The organism is Pseudomonas sp. LBUM1644, assembly GCF_059716195.1.
Window position 1 is genome coordinate 4,635,449 of sequence record NZ_CP166812.1, and the last position, 14,843, is coordinate 4,650,291.

General features: G+C 60.9%; 12 protein-coding genes. All 12 read right to left on the reverse strand.

What is annotated here, in order from left to right; genetic code table 11:
• Positions 1–52: 52 nt before the first annotated feature.
• Positions 53–418, reverse strand: a complete 366-nt coding sequence (locus ACA052_RS21135) for an Hpt domain-containing protein (RefSeq protein WP_497646630.1) — start codon at positions 416–418, stop codon at positions 53–55.
• A gap of 30 nt (positions 419–448) precedes the next feature.
• Entirely contained in the window at positions 449–2,155 is a 1,707-nt protein-coding gene (locus ACA052_RS21140; protein WP_497650374.1) for an ATP-binding SpoIIE family protein phosphatase, read from the reverse strand.
• A 5-nt stretch (positions 2,156–2,160) separates the two neighbouring features.
• Complete coding sequence (locus ACA052_RS21145) at positions 2,161–2,466, reverse strand: STAS domain-containing protein (protein ID WP_497646631.1); 306 nt, start codon at positions 2,464–2,466, stop codon at positions 2,161–2,163.
• A 146-nt stretch (positions 2,467–2,612) separates the two neighbouring features.
• Entirely contained in the window at positions 2,613–3,062 is a 450-nt protein-coding gene (gene fliJ / locus ACA052_RS21150; protein ID WP_497646632.1) for a flagellar export protein FliJ, read from the reverse strand.
• Between the two features lie 6 nt (positions 3,063–3,068).
• The gene (gene fliI, locus ACA052_RS21155; protein WP_497646633.1) at positions 3,069–4,427 is read right to left on the reverse strand and encodes a flagellar protein export ATPase FliI; all 1,359 of its coding nucleotides are present in this window, start codon (positions 4,425–4,427) and stop codon (positions 3,069–3,071) included.
• Positions 4,417–5,226, reverse strand: a complete 810-nt coding sequence (fliH, locus tag ACA052_RS21160; RefSeq protein WP_497646634.1) for a flagellar assembly protein FliH — start codon at positions 5,224–5,226, stop codon at positions 4,417–4,419. Before fliH ends, fliI begins: the two co-directional genes overlap by 11 nt.
• 7 nt (positions 5,227–5,233) lie before the next feature.
• Complete coding sequence (gene fliG, locus ACA052_RS21165; protein ID WP_007894195.1) at positions 5,234–6,253, reverse strand: flagellar motor switch protein FliG; 1,020 nt, start codon at positions 6,251–6,253, stop codon at positions 5,234–5,236.
• Positions 6,246–8,033, reverse strand: a complete 1,788-nt coding sequence (gene fliF, locus ACA052_RS21170; RefSeq protein WP_497646635.1) for a flagellar basal-body MS-ring/collar protein FliF — start codon at positions 8,031–8,033, stop codon at positions 6,246–6,248. Before fliF ends, fliG begins: the two co-directional genes overlap by 8 nt.
• Positions 8,034–8,047: 14 nt before the next feature.
• A complete protein-coding gene (fliE, locus tag ACA052_RS21175; protein ID WP_008072611.1) occupies positions 8,048–8,377 on the reverse strand; it encodes a flagellar hook-basal body complex protein FliE in 330 nt (109 codons plus the stop codon).
• A 237-nt stretch (positions 8,378–8,614) separates the two neighbouring features.
• The gene (locus ACA052_RS21180) at positions 8,615–10,000 is read right to left on the reverse strand and encodes a sigma-54-dependent transcriptional regulator (RefSeq protein WP_497646636.1); all 1,386 of its coding nucleotides are present in this window, start codon (positions 9,998–10,000) and stop codon (positions 8,615–8,617) included.
• A 5-nt stretch (positions 10,001–10,005) separates the two neighbouring features.
• Positions 10,006–11,211: a sensor histidine kinase gene (locus ACA052_RS21185; protein ID WP_497646637.1), complete on the reverse strand. Its 1,206-nt coding sequence runs from the start codon at positions 11,209–11,211 to the stop codon at positions 10,006–10,008.
• A gap of 121 nt (positions 11,212–11,332) precedes the next feature.
• Positions 11,333–14,833, reverse strand: coding sequence for a glycosyltransferase (locus ACA052_RS21190; protein WP_497646638.1), 3,501 nt, complete (start codon positions 14,831–14,833; stop codon positions 11,333–11,335).
• Between the last annotated feature and the right edge of the window lie 10 nt (positions 14,834–14,843).

Sequence of the window (14,843 nt, forward strand, 5' to 3'; positions counted from 1 at the left end):
AGTTGACCGAGATTACTGCAAAGGTCGAGCCAGCTTTTGTTCGCAGGCGTTATTAGCGCCGGATGGCGGCATTGGCGTCGAGAGAGCGCTGGCGCTCCGCCTCATAGAGCGGTCGGACGATGGCAAATTCGCCGTCGATTTCTCCGACCAGTTTCTCAATGTCCGCCAGGCGTTGGTGCTTGGCTCGCTGCTCCAGTTCATGGCACAGCTCCGCCAGGCGAAGGGCGCCCATGTTACTGCTGCTGCCCTTGAAACTATGGGCAGTGTTCATCAGCAGCGCGGTATCGCCAGCCTTGCGCAACAGTTTCAGCCGCTCTTCGGAATCGGCGAGGAAGGTATCCAGTAACGTCGGATACTCGTCCTCCATGACTTCCTGCAACGCGCTCAGCACGTTTCGGTCCAGATGTGTGTCAGCCACTTGCTCACTCCTTGATCAAGAATGCGTGAATTATGCCAGAGCCTCCCAGAAAAACTCCACGCGGGCACTTCGACCATCGTCGGACCAACTGGCGTTGCGGCCCAGTTGGCGGATCAGGCTGACCCCACGCCCCGACAAACGGACACCATCGAGGGGACGCGCCATCACCTTCTGCACATCGAACCCCTGGCCACTGTCTTCGACGCGCACCGTCAGGCAACCGCCCTCGCCTTTTGGCGTCACCTGCAAATGCACGCGCACAAAACCTTCCTGCAACGCCTCCAGGCGCGCATTGCGCTGTTGATAATAGCGGGTAAAACCCAGGGCATCGCGCTTGAGGCTCGAGTCCAGGCCCAGTACGCCGTGTTCCAGCGCATTGGAATAGAGCTCGGCCAGAACGCTGTATAACGCTCCGCTTTGCGCCCGCAGACCATGCACCTCAAGCAGCAATTGCAGAAGATACGGCAGCGGATTGAAGCGCTTGAGCGTGGCGGCGCGAAACTCGAAGCTCGCTGACCAGTCCAGCGGGCAGGACTGGCCGCTGTCGGAATAGACCAGCGCCGGCGGTGATAGCTGCTCAGCTGCCAGCAAGCGGACCTCGACCATGCTGACATCGTCGCGGGCCTCGCCACGAAAATCCCGCAGCGCCTGTTCAATCTCCTCGAACAGCTCGTCGGGCTGACGATTGGCGGCAAACACCTGCTGCAATCGCTCTACGCCAAACAACTGTTCGTTGGCATCGCAGGTATCGATCACCCCGTCGGATAACAGGAAGACCCGATCGCCCACGGCCATCGGAAACACTTCAGTGCGATCATCAAACGTTTGCGCGCTCAATACGCCGAGCGGCAGATGCCGCGCTTTCAGCGGTGTGCGCGTACCACTGACAACATTGTGCAGGTAACCGTCCGGCATCCCGCCGTTCCAGACTTCCACCGAGCGCCGCTGAAAACTCAGGGACAACAGCGTCGCACAACAGAACATGTCCACGGGCAAGATGCGCTTGAGCTTGGCGTTCATCTCGCGCAAGGTTTCCGACAAGCCGTAACCTTTAGCCGTCATCCCGTAGAACACTTCGGCCAGGGGCATGGCGCCGACCGCTGCCGGCAAACCATGGCCGGTGAAATCGCCGAGCAACACATGCATATCACCGGACGGCGTGAACGCAGCCAGCAGCAAATCACCGTTGAATAATGCATAGGGCGATTGCAGGTAGCGGATGTTGGGGGCGTTCAGGCAGCCAGAGTGGGCCACCTTGTCAAACACGGCCTTGGCCACGCGTTGCTCGTTGAGCAGGTAATCATGGTGCCTGGCGATCTGGTCTCGCTGCTGCAGAACGGTGGCCTGCAACCGTCGCAAACGGTCCATGGCCTTGATCTTGGCGCCGAGAATCACCTGGTTGTAAGGCTTTGCCAAAAAATCGTCGCCCCCGACCTCCAGACACCGGGCCAGCGCCTCGTTCTCACTCAGCGAGGTCAGGAAGATGATCGGCACCAAGGTTTCCCCGGCCAGCGCCTTGATCTGCTGCGCCGCCTCGAAACCGTCCATGACCGGCATCATCGCGTCCATCAACACCAATTGCGGACGTTGCTGACGGAACACGTCGACCGCCTCGGCACCGTTGGCGGCCGTCAGCACTTCATGCCCCTGGCGCCGGACGATGCTCGACAACAACAGGCGATCAGCCGCGCTGTCTTCAGCGATCAGTATCGTCAGCGACTCGAACGCGGGAAGCACGGCGCTCACGCGACGTCGAATATCTGTTCGAAATTGGAGATGGCGAGAATCTTGCGCACATCGGCGTTGGCGTGGCTCAAGGTGATCTCGGCATTCTCGCCGCCAGCATGATCACGCAGCAGCAACAGCATGCCGAGCGCTGAACTGTCGAGGTAAGTGGCGTCCTTCAGGTTCACCTCGAAGGATTCGGGTTTGGGCTGAAGGTTTTCGTAAGCCTCACGAAATTCCTGATGCTTGGCGAAGTCGAATCGTCCCTTGATCGAGATCGTCAGCTTTTGCCCATCCTGGGAGATTTCTGTAACGACTGACATTGAACGGCTTCCTTGTCTTTGAGGAACGTGCTTGTACAAGGTTTAGCATTTGGTGAAGGCCGGAGCAAGATCAAAAGATCGCAGCCTGCGGCAGCTCCTACAGGGAAATGCATTCACATGTAGGAGCTGCCGAAGGCTGCGATCTTTTAATATGGGTCATGCCGCGGCAGCCGCTGGGACAACTCGTCCAGCAGTTTCTGCTCACGCTTGTCTTCCAGTTGCCGTGCCTCATCCGCATAGCGTTGCACCAGCTTGCGCAAACCTTCGACCCGGGCGAACGCCTGCTGCCAGGATTCCCGCGCCTTGTTCAGATTGTTCTGATGCCAGGCCAGGCTTTGTCGCTGCTGGTCGATGGCGGTGCCCAGTTGCGCGAGAAACCCCTGGTAACCCAGCAACCATTGCCCCGACACGCCGCTGCTGCCGCGCACGATCCACTGTTCCTGATAATCGAGGCGAAACGCTTCAAGGTCGGCGAGTTTGCTTTCAGCCAGGCGAACCTGGCCTTGAAAGTGGCCCAACCGTTGGGCGGCGGTTTTCTCGGTCTTTTCGGCCATTTGCACCACCGGCGCCAAACGCCCTGCCCGACTCTGGGCCATGGTCGATTAGCCGCCTGCCGCAGGTGCGAAGATCGAGCCCAGATAGGCTTCGCTCTCGCCCAGGCTGATGCTGTCGTTCAGGCCCTGGCGCAGGTATTTGACCAGTTGCGGTTGCAGGGAGATCGCCAGATCGGTTTCCCGGTCACCGCCGGCGACGTAGGCACCGACGCTGATCAGGTCTCGACTCTGTTGATAGCGCGACCACAACTGCTTGAAATACTGGGCGCGAGCCATGTGCTCCTTCGTCACCACCGACGGCATGACCCGGCTGATGGACGCTTCGATGTCGATGGCCGGGTAATGGCCTTCTTCCGCCAGTCGCCGGGACAGCACGATATGCCCGTCGAGCACGCCCCGCGCCGCATCGGCAATCGGATCCTGCTGGTCGTCGCCTTCGGACAATACGGTGTAGAACGCCGTGATCGAGCCGCCGCCCTTCTCGGCGTTACCGGCGCGCTCCACCAGTTTCGGCAATTTGGCGAACACGGAAGGCGGATAGCCCTTGGTCGCGGGCGGTTCGCCGATGGCCAGGGCAATTTCCCGCTGGGCCTGGGCAAAACGGGTCAGGGAGTCCATGAGCAACAGGACGTTCTTGCCCTTGTCGCGGAAATACTCGGCGATCCGGGTGCAGTACATGGCGGCGCGCAGACGCATCAGCGGCGCGTCGTCGGCGGGGGACGCGACCACCACCGAACGCTTGAGCCCTTCTTCACCGAGGATGTGCTCGATGAATTCTTTAACTTCACGACCCCGCTCACCGATCAGCCCGACGACGATGATATCGGCCTCGGTGAAGCGGGTCATCATGCCCAGCAGCACACTCTTGCCGACGCCTGTACCCGCGAACAACCCAAGCCGCTGCCCGCGACCGACCGTCAACAAACCGTTGATGGAGCGAATGCCCACGTCCAGCGGCTCGCTGATCGGTTCGCGCTTGAGCGGATTGATGGTCGGGCCGTCCATCGGCACCCAGTCTTCAGCCTTCATCCCGCCCTTGCCGTCCAGGGCACGACCGGCGCCATCAAGCACGCGACCGAGCATGCTCATGCCCATCGGCAGGCGACCGGTATCAGCCATCGGCACTACGCGCGCACCTGGAGCGATGCCGGCGACGCTGCCGACCGGCATCAGGAAGACTTTGCTGCCGGAGAAGCCCATGACTTCGGCTTCGACCTGCACCGGGTGATAGCTGTCGTCGTTAATGACCATGCAGCGACTGCCCATGGCCGCGCGCAGGCCTTCGGCTTCAAGCGTGAGACCGACCATGCGCAGCAAACGACCTTCGAGGATCGGTGCGCCGGCCAGCTCCGTGGCCTCGGCATAGCTGCCGAGGCGCTTGGAGAAGCTGGTGCGATCAAGGCGCATCAGGGGCGTCCGGCTCAGGTTCTGGCGTTGTGACTGCAGGCTTGGTTGCCATCGCCAGTTCAAGGCTCATGTCCGGCTCGGCGGGGTGCAGCGCTTGTTCATGCAACTGATCGAACAGCTTATCCATTACCCGAGCGACGCGAGTTTCGACGGTGGCGTCGATCCGACTGTGTTCGGTCTCGACCCGGCAACCGCCAGGCAACAGAGCCTCGTCCTCGACGATGCGCCAGGTTTCCTCATGACGTTCGCGCAGGGCTTTGACCTGTTCGAAATCCTGGGGATTGATGTACAGCCGCACATTGCCAACGCCCAGCGGCAAGAGCTTGAGGGCCTCGCGCATGACGTGTTCGATCTGCGTCGAGTCGATGGCCAGTTCGCGCTGAATCACCTGCTTGGTGATGTGCTGCACCAGGTCGACCAACGACTTTTCAATCAGGGTGTCCTGCTCGGCGATGGGTTCGAACAGGTGCCCCATCAGTTGCTCCAGACTGGCAATCTTGGCCGCCAGCGCCACTTCGGCTTCCTGACGGACCTTGAGCGTGGTGCTGTGGAACCCTTCTCTTTCGCCGGTAGCGAAGCCTTCGTTGTAGGCTTCCTGGCGAATGCTTTCCAGTTCTTCCAGGGTCAGTGGCTGGACTTCTTCCAGCGGCACTTCTTCCATTTCCGGAGGCTCGGGCTCAGGTTCTGGCTCGGGCTCCGGGACAAAAGGGTCGAAACTGGGCAGCGACCAAACGTCGAAACCACCGACGTCCTTGGCACGAATCAGGTCGGTCTTGGACTCATCATGTTTGGACGACATAGTGACCTTAGATCATCTCTTCGCCGCCCTTCCCGCCGAGAACGATTTCTCCGGCTTCGGCCATACGGCGGGCAATGGTGAGGATTTCTTTCTGCGCGGTTTCCACGTCGCTGACGCGCACCGGGCCCTTGGCCTCGAGGTCGTCGCGCAACAGTTCGGCGGCTCGTTTGGACATGTTCTTGAAGATCTTTTCCTTGACGCCTTCGTCCGAACCCTTGAGGGCCAGCACCAGCACGTCGGAGGACACTTCGCGCAACAGGGCCTGAATGCCACGGTCGTCGACATCGGACAGGTTGTTGAACACGAACATAAGGTCTTCGATCTGACCGGACAGGTCTTCGTCGACTTCGCGGATCGAATCCATCAACTGACCTTCGATCGAACTGTCGAGGAAGTTCATGATGTCGGCTGCGCGCTTGATGCCACCCAGGGTCGTGCGCGAAGCGTTCGAGTTGCCGGAGAACTGCTTCTCGAGAATCTGGTTGAGTTCTTTCAAGGCTGCCGGCTGCACGGTGTTCAGCGAGGAGACTCGCAGAATGATGTCCAGACGCACCTTGTGGTCGAAGTTGCCCAACACTTCGCCGGCTTGATCGGGGTCGAGGTACGCCACGACGATCGCCTGGATCTGCGGGTGCTCGTAGCGGATCACGTCGGCGACGGCGCGCGGTTCCATCCACTTCAGGCTGTCGAGGCCACTGGTGTTGCCGCCCAGCAGGATGCGGTCGATCAGGCCGTTGGCCTTGTCTTCGCCCAGTGCCTGGGTGAGCATTTTGCGCACGTAGTCGTCGGAGCCGACGCCCAGGCTGGTCTGGTCGCCGACGATGTCGACGAACTCGCTCATGACCTGCTCGACCTGCTCGCGGTGCACGTTGCCCATCTGGGCCATCGCGACACCCACACGCTGGACCTCTTTGGGCCCCATGTGACGCAGCACTTGGGCAGCATCGGTCGAACCGAGGGACAGCAGCAGAATCGCGGCTTTGTCGACCTTGGTCAGTTTGGCGGCAACGGCTCGGTTATCACTCATCTGCGTTAATCCACTCTTTCACGACCTGGGCCACGCGACCCGGATCTTCTGCCACCAGACTCTTGATTGCGTTCAACTGTGCGTCATAGCCTTCGCTCGGGCTCGGCAGCAGAATGCTCTGCGGGCCGCCGAGGCTGACGCGGTCGTTGGCCAGTTCGCCGTCCAGGCCGCCCATGCCACCGAGTTCCACGTCGCTGCCGATGCCAGCCAGCTGTTTGCCTTTGCCGCCACCGGTGATGTTGTTGAGCACCGGACGCAGCACACCGAAGACCAGCACCAGGATGAACAACACACCCAGCACTTGCTTGACGATGTCCCAGAACCACGGCTGGGAGTAGAACGGAATATCGGCAATCACTTCACCGCGCTCGGCGGAGAACGGCATGTTGATTACGCTGACGCTGTCGCCACGGCTGGCGTCGAAGCCGACGGCGTCTTGCACCAAGCGCGTGAAGCGCGCCAATTCGTCGGCGCTCCACGGTGCGCGGGTGGTTTCACCGTTGGCAGCGTTGATCTTGACCTGATCATCGACCACCACCGACACCGACAGGCGATTCAAACGGCCCTGTTGTTGTTTGGTGTGGCTGATGGAGCGATCCAGCTCGAAGTTCTTGGTGGATTGTTGACGCTTGTCGGCCGGGTATGGCGCCAGCATCGGCTGCCCGGTGGCCGGGTCCATGATTTGCTGGCCATTGGCATCAATCAGTGGCTGGCCTGGCTGCACCATGCCAGCCGACGCGGTAGCGCCGCCGGTGGTTTGCGGTGCGGAAGCCGGCGCTGGCGGCTGGTTGCTCAGGGCACCCGGCACGCCTTGCGGACCGTTGCTGGCGGTGCGCTGCTCATTGACCGACTGCTCGCTGCGCAACGCCGGTTGATCCGGGTTGAACTGCTCGGAGGTCGACTCGACAGCGCTGAAATCCACATCAGCCGAAACTTCGGCTTTATAGCGGTCGTTGCCCAGTACCGGTTGCAGGATGTTGTGCACACGCTGGGTGAGCATGCTTTCCATGCGGCGGCTGTAATCGAATTGCTTGCCGGCCATGGTCAGTTCGGAATTTTCCGCCTGATCCGACAGCAGCGTGCCCTTCTGGTCGACGACGGTGATCTGCGATTTGCTCAGCTCGGGAACACTGGTGGCGACCAGGTTGATGATCGCCAGTACCTGGCCTGGTTCCAGCGAACGACCGGAGTACAGTTCCACCAGAACCGAAGCGCTTGGCTTGCGCTCGTCGCGCACGAATACCGAGCTTTTCGGAATCGCCAGGTGCACGCGGGCACCCTTGACGTTGTTCAGGCTGGAAATGGTGCGGGCCAGTTCACCTTCGAGGCCGCGACGATAACGGGTCGCTTCCATGAACTGGCTGGTCCCCAGGCCCTGGTCCTTGTCGAGGATTTCAAAACCGATGTTGCCGTCGCTGGGAGTGACACCAGCGCCCGCGAGTTTGAGCCGCGCACGGGACAAGTCATCGGCCTTGACCAGCAAGGCACCGGAATTGGGTTCAACGGTATAAGGGATATCGGCAGCGGCCAGGGTATCCATGACCTGTTTGGCGTCCATGCCGGCAAGGCTGCCGTACAGAGGGCGGTAGTCCGGCTGCTGGGACCACAACACCACGGCAAAGCCAATCGCCACGCTCGCAGCCAGGCCGACCAACAGGCCCACCTGACGCAGCATGGTCATCTCTGAGAGGTTTTCCAGGAAGGACAACCCGAAGAGCGGCGGTTTACCGTCAATCGGGGTGGCCTTGGCCGGAACGTTATCGGCGATTGCTTCTGCCATGACTCAATTCGTCCTTAAACCGGCATCTGCATGATGTCTTGGTATGCCTGAACCAGCTTGTTGCGCACTTGGGTCAACGCCTGAAAGGACACGCTGGCCTTCTGCGAAGAAATCATCACGTCCGTCAGGTCGACGCCGCTTTTGCCAATCTCGAAGGCACTGGCCAATTGATTCGACGCCTGCTGGGTGTCGTTCACTTTATTGACCGCCTGACCGAGCATGTCGGAAAAGCTGCTGCCACCCAGTTCAGGGACTGCGGCAGTCGATTTCGGCGCAGACATGGCATCCATTTGCATGGAACGCATGTCCAGCATCAACCGATTAAATTCAATACCTTGGCTCATGGTCTACTCTCGTTGGCGACCCGCAATTTTTTGACACTCACTCGGCGGGTAGTGAGGTGTTAGCAACAAGGGTGCCAGCTCCGTGGCCTATCTAAACAAAAGCCCGTCCCGAGCTCTCATTCCAATCTCTGCAGGAGCGAGCTTGCTCGCGATGGTCGTCAACGATGACGCGGGTCTTCTGGTTAAGCGCGGCGCCCTCAAGACCATCGCGAGCAAGCTCGCTCCTACAAAATGAAATCAGGTGGCGAACAGGTAGGCTTCGACGTCCATCCCGGCATCACGCATTTGCGCCAGCTTGTAGCGCAGCGTACGCGGGCTGATGCCCAAGCGTTCGGCAGCTTCCTTGCGACGGCCGCGCTCGGCGCGCAGCGTGTCGATGATCATCTGGAACTCACGGCGACGCAGGTCATCGCCCAGCGCACCGACGGTCTCGGATTCAACCTCTACAGCCCGCACGGGCGCTGCTGCCAATGCCGGCAACGGCGCACAGGCGACCGGCCCGGCCAGGCAGAAATCCTGCGGCTGGATCAACCCGCCCTGCTGCAGAATCAACGCCCGCTGAATGGCGTTATCCAGCTCGCGCACGTTGCCCGGCCATGGATAACCGATCAGGCAGGCCTGAGCCTCGGGCGAGAGCCTCGCCGCGGCGTGCTTCATTTTATTGACGTGTTTGGCCAGCAGGCGCTCGGCCAGCGGCAGGATGTCGGCGGTGCGCTCGCGCAACGGACGCCAGGCCAGTGGAAACACCGAGAGACGGTAGTAAAGGTCTTCACGGAAACGCCCCGCCGCCACTTCCCCGGCCAGGTCACGGTTGGTGGTCGCGACGACGCGAATATCCAGCGTGATCGGCTTGCGCGCGCCCACGCGCTCCACTTCGCGCTCTTGCAGCACACGCAGTAACTTGGCCTGGAGACCGAGGGGCATTTCAGAAATTTCGTCGAGCAGAATGGTCCCGCCGTCAGCCTGTTCGAACTTGCCGGCCTGCGCCGCGATGGCGCCGGTAAACGAGCCCTTTTCATGACCGAACAGCGTGGCTTCCAGCATGTTGTCGGGAATGGCGGCGCAGTTGATCGCAATGAACGGCTGACTGGCGCGATGGGAATGTTGATGAATGTACCGCGCCAACACTTCTTTGCCGGTCCCGGACTCACCGGAGATCAACACCGTTGAATCACTGCGCGCGACCCTCGCGGCCAATTCCAGCAGTTGCGCGCTGGCCGGTTCGAACGCCACCGGCCCTTCGCTTTCGGCAACGCCGATACTGCCTAGCGCATGCCGCGCCACCAGATCGAGCAACGCCTTGGGCTCGAACGGCTTGACTAGATAATCCGCCGCGCCCTGGCGCATCGCATCGACCGCGCGCTCGACGGCACCGTGAGCAGTCATCAGCAATACAGGCAATTGCGGCTGACGAGCGCGCAACAGTCCGAGCAACTGATGGCCGTCCATGCCCGGCATATTGACGTCGCTGAGCACCAGGTTAAAGGCCTCGCTTGCGACCGCTTCCAGCGCCTCTTCCGCCGAACCGACGGCTTTGTAATTGTGCCCGGCCAGCAACAGCGTGTCAGTCAACGCCTCGCGTAGCGCGCGGTCGTCCTCGACCAGTAGAACCTTGATCCCCATGACCTTCACTCTGCTCCCCGAGCGCTGCGTTTCTCATCAGAAAACAGCGGCAGGATCACCTGCGCGCAAGTGCCGCGCCCCAGCCGCGAGCGCAGCTGCAATTCTCCCTGATGGGCACGCGCCACGGCTTTGACGACGGTCAGGCCAAGGCCGGTTCCCGTGGTTTTAGTGGTAAAGAATGGTTCACCCAAACGCGCCAGCACCTTGGTCTCGATGCCGCTGCCGCTGTCACTGACGCACAGGCGCAGGTTGTTGCCTCGGGTGTAGAGGTGGACCTTCAGGCGCACCTCGCCGGCACTGGCCTGGATGGCGTTCTCGATCAGGTTCAGGATTGCCCCGACCAGCGTGTCGCGATTGCACAACAACTCGCCCGAATGACTGTCGCACTGCCAGCGGATCGGCAGGTCTTGTACGTGGGTCAACGCCGCCGCTTGCAGCGATTGCATCAACACTTTCGGCGTGACGCGATCGGTCAGCGGCAACTCGCCGCGCGCGAACACCAGCATGTCGCGAACCTGATGTTCCAGCTCATGCAGACGCTCTTTCAAACGTCCGGCAAATCGTTGCTGAGTGGCGACTGGCAACTCCTGCTCAGTCAAATGACTGGCGTAGAGCAACGCAGCGGATAACGGCGTACGGATCTGATGAGCCAGCGATGCCACCATCCGCCCGAGGGACGACAGGCGTTCGTGCCGGGCCAGTTGATCTTGCAGGTGACGGGTTTCAGTCAGGTCATTGAGCAACACCAACTGACCGGGCTCGGCATCCAGCGAACGAGTGGCGATGGAGAGACGCCGACCGTCCTTGAGGGAGATTTCGTGACCGTCGTCTTCACGCGGTGCAAAGCAACGCGCGATCACTTGGCGCCACAACTCGCCTTCGAGGGGCAGGCCGAGCAATTCACAGGCGGCGGGGTTGGCTTCACGCACGATGCCCTGGGCGTCGATAACGATGACGCCGCCGGGCAACAGATCGAGGAGGTTTTGCAGACGGTTGGCCAGGCGTTCTTTTTCCGCCAGTTCCTGCATGCGTTGAGCACTGACGACCGCCAGCTCACCCTTGAGCTCGGTGACCCGGGCTTCGAGCATGCTGTAGGAGTCGGTCAACTGGCTCGACATCTGGCTGAAGAGTGCGAACGCCTGCTCAAGGCCAAGCCGGCTTGCCTGCTCTACGGACGACGGTTGCCCCGAAGCGTCAGGGACAGGAGACATCTGGGCGGCTTGGGGCATCGTGCTCTCTCGCTGGGCTGACCGTCAGTTAAATGGAACGTTGCGAGGGACATAGCAATACCCGTGCCTAAAAAAAGGCCAGCGCGCAACGCTGGCCTCTTATTCAATCCGCCAGCCAGGCGTTTCGCCACGCCAGCAGGTGTTCGTCCCTGAGCATCCAGTTATCGAGTACCACGTTGCGCAGGGCATCTCCGGCTGCAGCGTTGGCGTCGGGTTCAGCAAGATGTTCGCGAATAGCGGCAATCCAGTCTTTCGCCTTGTTCCTGACCCTGGTCACCGGGAAGTCGCCGCGATAACAGAGGATGTCGGAGCAGATCACCGGGAAGCCACAAGCGCCGTATTCCAATAACCGCAGATTGCTTTTGCAGGCGTTGAAAACAGTGTCTTTCAGAGGTGCCAACGCCAGGTCCAGGTTTAAGCTGGCCAAGCGTGCCGGGTATTTCTCGATATTCACGCCTCGATGGAACTCGTGGACATAGGGACGCAGTGCTGGTGGGCACATGCCCATAAACACCCACTCCACTTCCCCTGCCAGTTCACGAACCACTTCGGCAATGAGGTGCAAGTCCGCGCCGTGGCCCGAACCGCCCGCCCAGCCGACCCGAGGCTTGCGGCCTTGTTGGCGATGGCTGTTCAGGCCGCTCCACCACTGGCTTGGCAGCCGGTTCTCGACCACGCGAATGTCGGCGTTATAACCCTTAAGTGCATTGGCCAGCGGCTGCGTCGACACCACCAGCCGGTCGCACAAACCCACGGCTTTCTTCAAGCGCTTGGCAATGTCTTTGGGAGGCAGGTCGCGGCTTGAGTTGCCGGTGGGCATGTCGAGAATGTAGTCGTCCAGCTCGTAAACCTTGAAGGCCTTGGAGAATGCCTTGGTGTTCTGCATGAATTCCAGCTGAGGCGTCGTGTATTGCCGCTGGAAAATGATCGTGTCCGGCGCCAGGCGCTCCAGCTCTACCGGTTGAAGCGCCCAGTCGCTCACCGCACCCTCGACCAGCTGCGCGGCTTTCATCGCAGCGAAGGGCTGGCGCACCCGATAATGTCCGCAACCGGAAGAGTCGCCGGGGTAGCACAGCGCGTAAGGCACCGCGCGACTGGCGAACGGTTGCCAGCCGGCCTCGCTGCGGCATTCGGCGCCGAAGCCGCTGCCTTCCAGGGTCAGGTTGCGGTTGTAGGCCTGGTCGTTGGCGAGCAGCGGCAGCCAACGCTGGTACATCACCGCTTGTTCGCGCTTGAAGCGTTCGCGCTTGGCTTCCAGCTTCGTCGTGTCGACTTGGTTCTGGCTCACGTTGGATTCGTGCATGAGCACCGAAAAAGGCGTCCAGACAATCAGTCGCCCGGCCTGGCCGACTTTCAGGCACAAATCTACGTCGTTAAAGCACACCGTCAGGCCGGCCTCGTCCATCCCGCCCACCTCACGGTACAGCTCGGTGCGGATCATCAGGCAGGCGGCGGTTACCGCGCTGTAGTTCTGGTCAACCTGCAAACGATGAAGGTAACCGTTGGACTGCATTGGGTCGCCGAAGAATGGGTGGTCTGCGACGCCACGCAAGCCGAGTACCACACCTGCATGTTGAATAGTCCCGTTGGGGAATAATAATTTGGCGCCGACTATCCCTACTTCCGGCCGCTGGGCGTGATGGAGCAGTGCGCCAAGCCAGTCCCCATCAATGATCGCGGTGTCATTGTTGAGCAGCACCAGGTAATCGCCATGGGCCTGGCTGACGGCAAAGTTGTTGATCGCCGAATAGTTGAAAGGGTGCGGGTAACGCAGGATGCGCACCTTGGGGTCGTTCAAGCTCTCCATCCCCCCGAACCAATCCCGGGCTTCGGCGGTTTCACTGTTGTTGTCGATGATGATCAGTTCGTAATTCGTATAGCGGGTTTTCTCCATGATGCTTTCGATGCAGCGGAGCAGCATCGGCAGGCAGTCCTTGGTGGGAATCAGGATGGACACCAACGGCTGCTCGGCGTGTTGGTAAACCACGCGATTGACCACCGGCACAGGTCCTGCGCGCAGTTCATGCGCCACGCCCAGGCGCTGCAAGTGCGCCTCGACGATCGCCGCGGAGTGCGCGATGACTTGGGGTTCGCCGAGCCACTGGCCGAAGTTGATTGCCTGGTGCACCAGCACATCAGCGAGGTGCCCGACGGTACCCAGCCCATGAGTTTCAACCAGCCGATACAGCAGGTCATGGGGCGCCAGTTCGGTGAAAGCGGGATCGAAGCCATCAGCAGCCAGCACGGCCTCGCGACTGAACGCCAAGGCTCGGCCGACATACGGATAACTGCGCAACAGATCCAGGTTCAGGTCCGGCTTGAATACCGGGTCCTGGCAGCCGGTTGCGGTCAGCGAGTCTTCATCGCTGTAGCAAGCGCTGATGCCGGGGTTCAGGGCGATGCCTTCGGCGAGCAATAGCAGCGCATGAGGATCAAGTTGGTCGCCGCCCCGCAGCAGGTAGCACCAGTCGACCTGGATGCCCTGCAGCAGCTCATTGAGCTGGCTCGGCCAGGATTCAGCCAGCGGCAGCCAGACCAGATTGTCGGCCGGCGTCACCCCTACCGGTTCGGCATTCGACAGCACCACAATGGCTGCCGCCCCGTAAAGCTGGCGGTCGATGCTTTCCAGGCTGGAACGCAACATCGCAATGTCGCCGGTGGTATCGGTCAACACCAACAACACGTCCGGTTGCTGCGGCCAGCTCGCAAGTCGCGCCGGCAGACCTTCGAGCTCGGCGGCAGCCAGTTGCCGGGTGTCCAGCCAGCGCTGATACAGGTCAATATTGCGCTGCTGTTGGCCGGCATTCGCCAGCACGCCGAAAAAGCGTTCCAGGGCGTGTGCCAGGGTGCCTTGAAGCTGGCCGCTTTCAGTTTCGAAATCTTTGCCCGTCAGGTGCATCCGCTCCAGGGGAGCCAGCGCTTCGGTGCGCACAAAAAACATCGTGCCGGCAAAGAAATGCGCAGCGTCGATTCCTTGTGGGTCAAAGCCGGCACGCTCGGACAGGGCGACCAAATGTGCGCGGGTGCTTTCATCAAGGTTTTTGCTGACCGGTAGCCAATACTTCTCGGTGCCGAGCAGGGGATGGCGCGCCGGGTCGGCAAGGTGTTCCAACGATTGGCGGAAGCGAACGGGGCTTAGCAGGTCATCGAAAAGGTCATCGGCCAAGGCGTTCGCCACGTTCAGCCGCACCGGGTGCTGGGTATGCAGCTTGACCAGTGTGTGAATGTTATCGGCACGTAAAAACGGCAGCACCTGCAGGAATGGCAAAACATCCCTCCCGTGGTCGGGCACGCGGTACAGCGAATAACTCAGCCCGCTCGCCGCCAACTGGGCATGGACCGTATCGTCACGGCCGGCCACGCAGGTGACGTAGAGGTGCAGGCGTTCATGCAGGCTAATCAAACGGACCAAAATGTCCCGCAGCACATCAGGGTGATACGCATGGATGACCACGCCGACTGGCGGTTCGCCGTCTTCGAGAGATGGCTGCTGCACGACCAGCGCTTCGCACGCCTCGACGAACGCGCCTTCGCTACTGGGTGCATTGATGGGCCGGGTTTCAGAAGCCAGGTAAGCGCCTTGGGCTGACGGGGTATTTGTCATGTTCACACCA

What these genes read in the sequence shown, in the direction of transcription:
- ACA052_RS21145 (WP_497646631.1), bottom strand. Translation starts at nt 2,466, where the DNA reads ATGTCAGTCGTTACAGAAATCTCCCAGGATGGGCAAAAGCTGACGATC.
- fliJ (WP_497646632.1), bottom strand. Translation starts at nt 3,062, where the DNA reads ATGGCCCAGAGTCGGGCAGGGCGTTTGGCGCCGGTGGTGCAAATGGCC.
- fliI (WP_497646633.1), bottom strand. Translation starts at nt 4,427, where the DNA reads ATGCGCCTTGATCGCACCAGCTTCTCCAAGCGCCTCGGCAGCTATGCC.
- fliH (WP_497646634.1), bottom strand. Translation starts at nt 5,226, where the DNA reads ATGTCGTCCAAACATGATGAGTCCAAGACCGACCTGATTCGTGCCAAG.
- fliG (WP_007894195.1), bottom strand. Translation starts at nt 6,253, where the DNA reads ATGAGTGATAACCGAGCCGTTGCCGCCAAACTGACCAAGGTCGACAAA.
- fliF (WP_497646635.1), bottom strand. Translation starts at nt 8,033, where the DNA reads ATGGCAGAAGCAATCGCCGATAACGTTCCGGCCAAGGCCACCCCGATT.
- fliE (WP_008072611.1), bottom strand. Translation starts at nt 8,377, where the DNA reads ATGAGCCAAGGTATTGAATTTAATCGGTTGATGCTGGACATGCGTTCC.
- ACA052_RS21180 (WP_497646636.1), bottom strand. Translation starts at nt 10,000, where the DNA reads ATGGGGATCAAGGTTCTACTGGTCGAGGACGACCGCGCGCTACGCGAG.
- ACA052_RS21185 (WP_497646637.1), bottom strand. Translation starts at nt 11,211, where the DNA reads ATGTCTCCTGTCCCTGACGCTTCGGGGCAACCGTCGTCCGTAGAGCAG.
- ACA052_RS21190 (WP_497646638.1), bottom strand. Translation starts at nt 14,833, where the DNA reads ATGACAAATACCCCGTCAGCCCAAGGCGCTTACCTGGCTTCTGAAACC.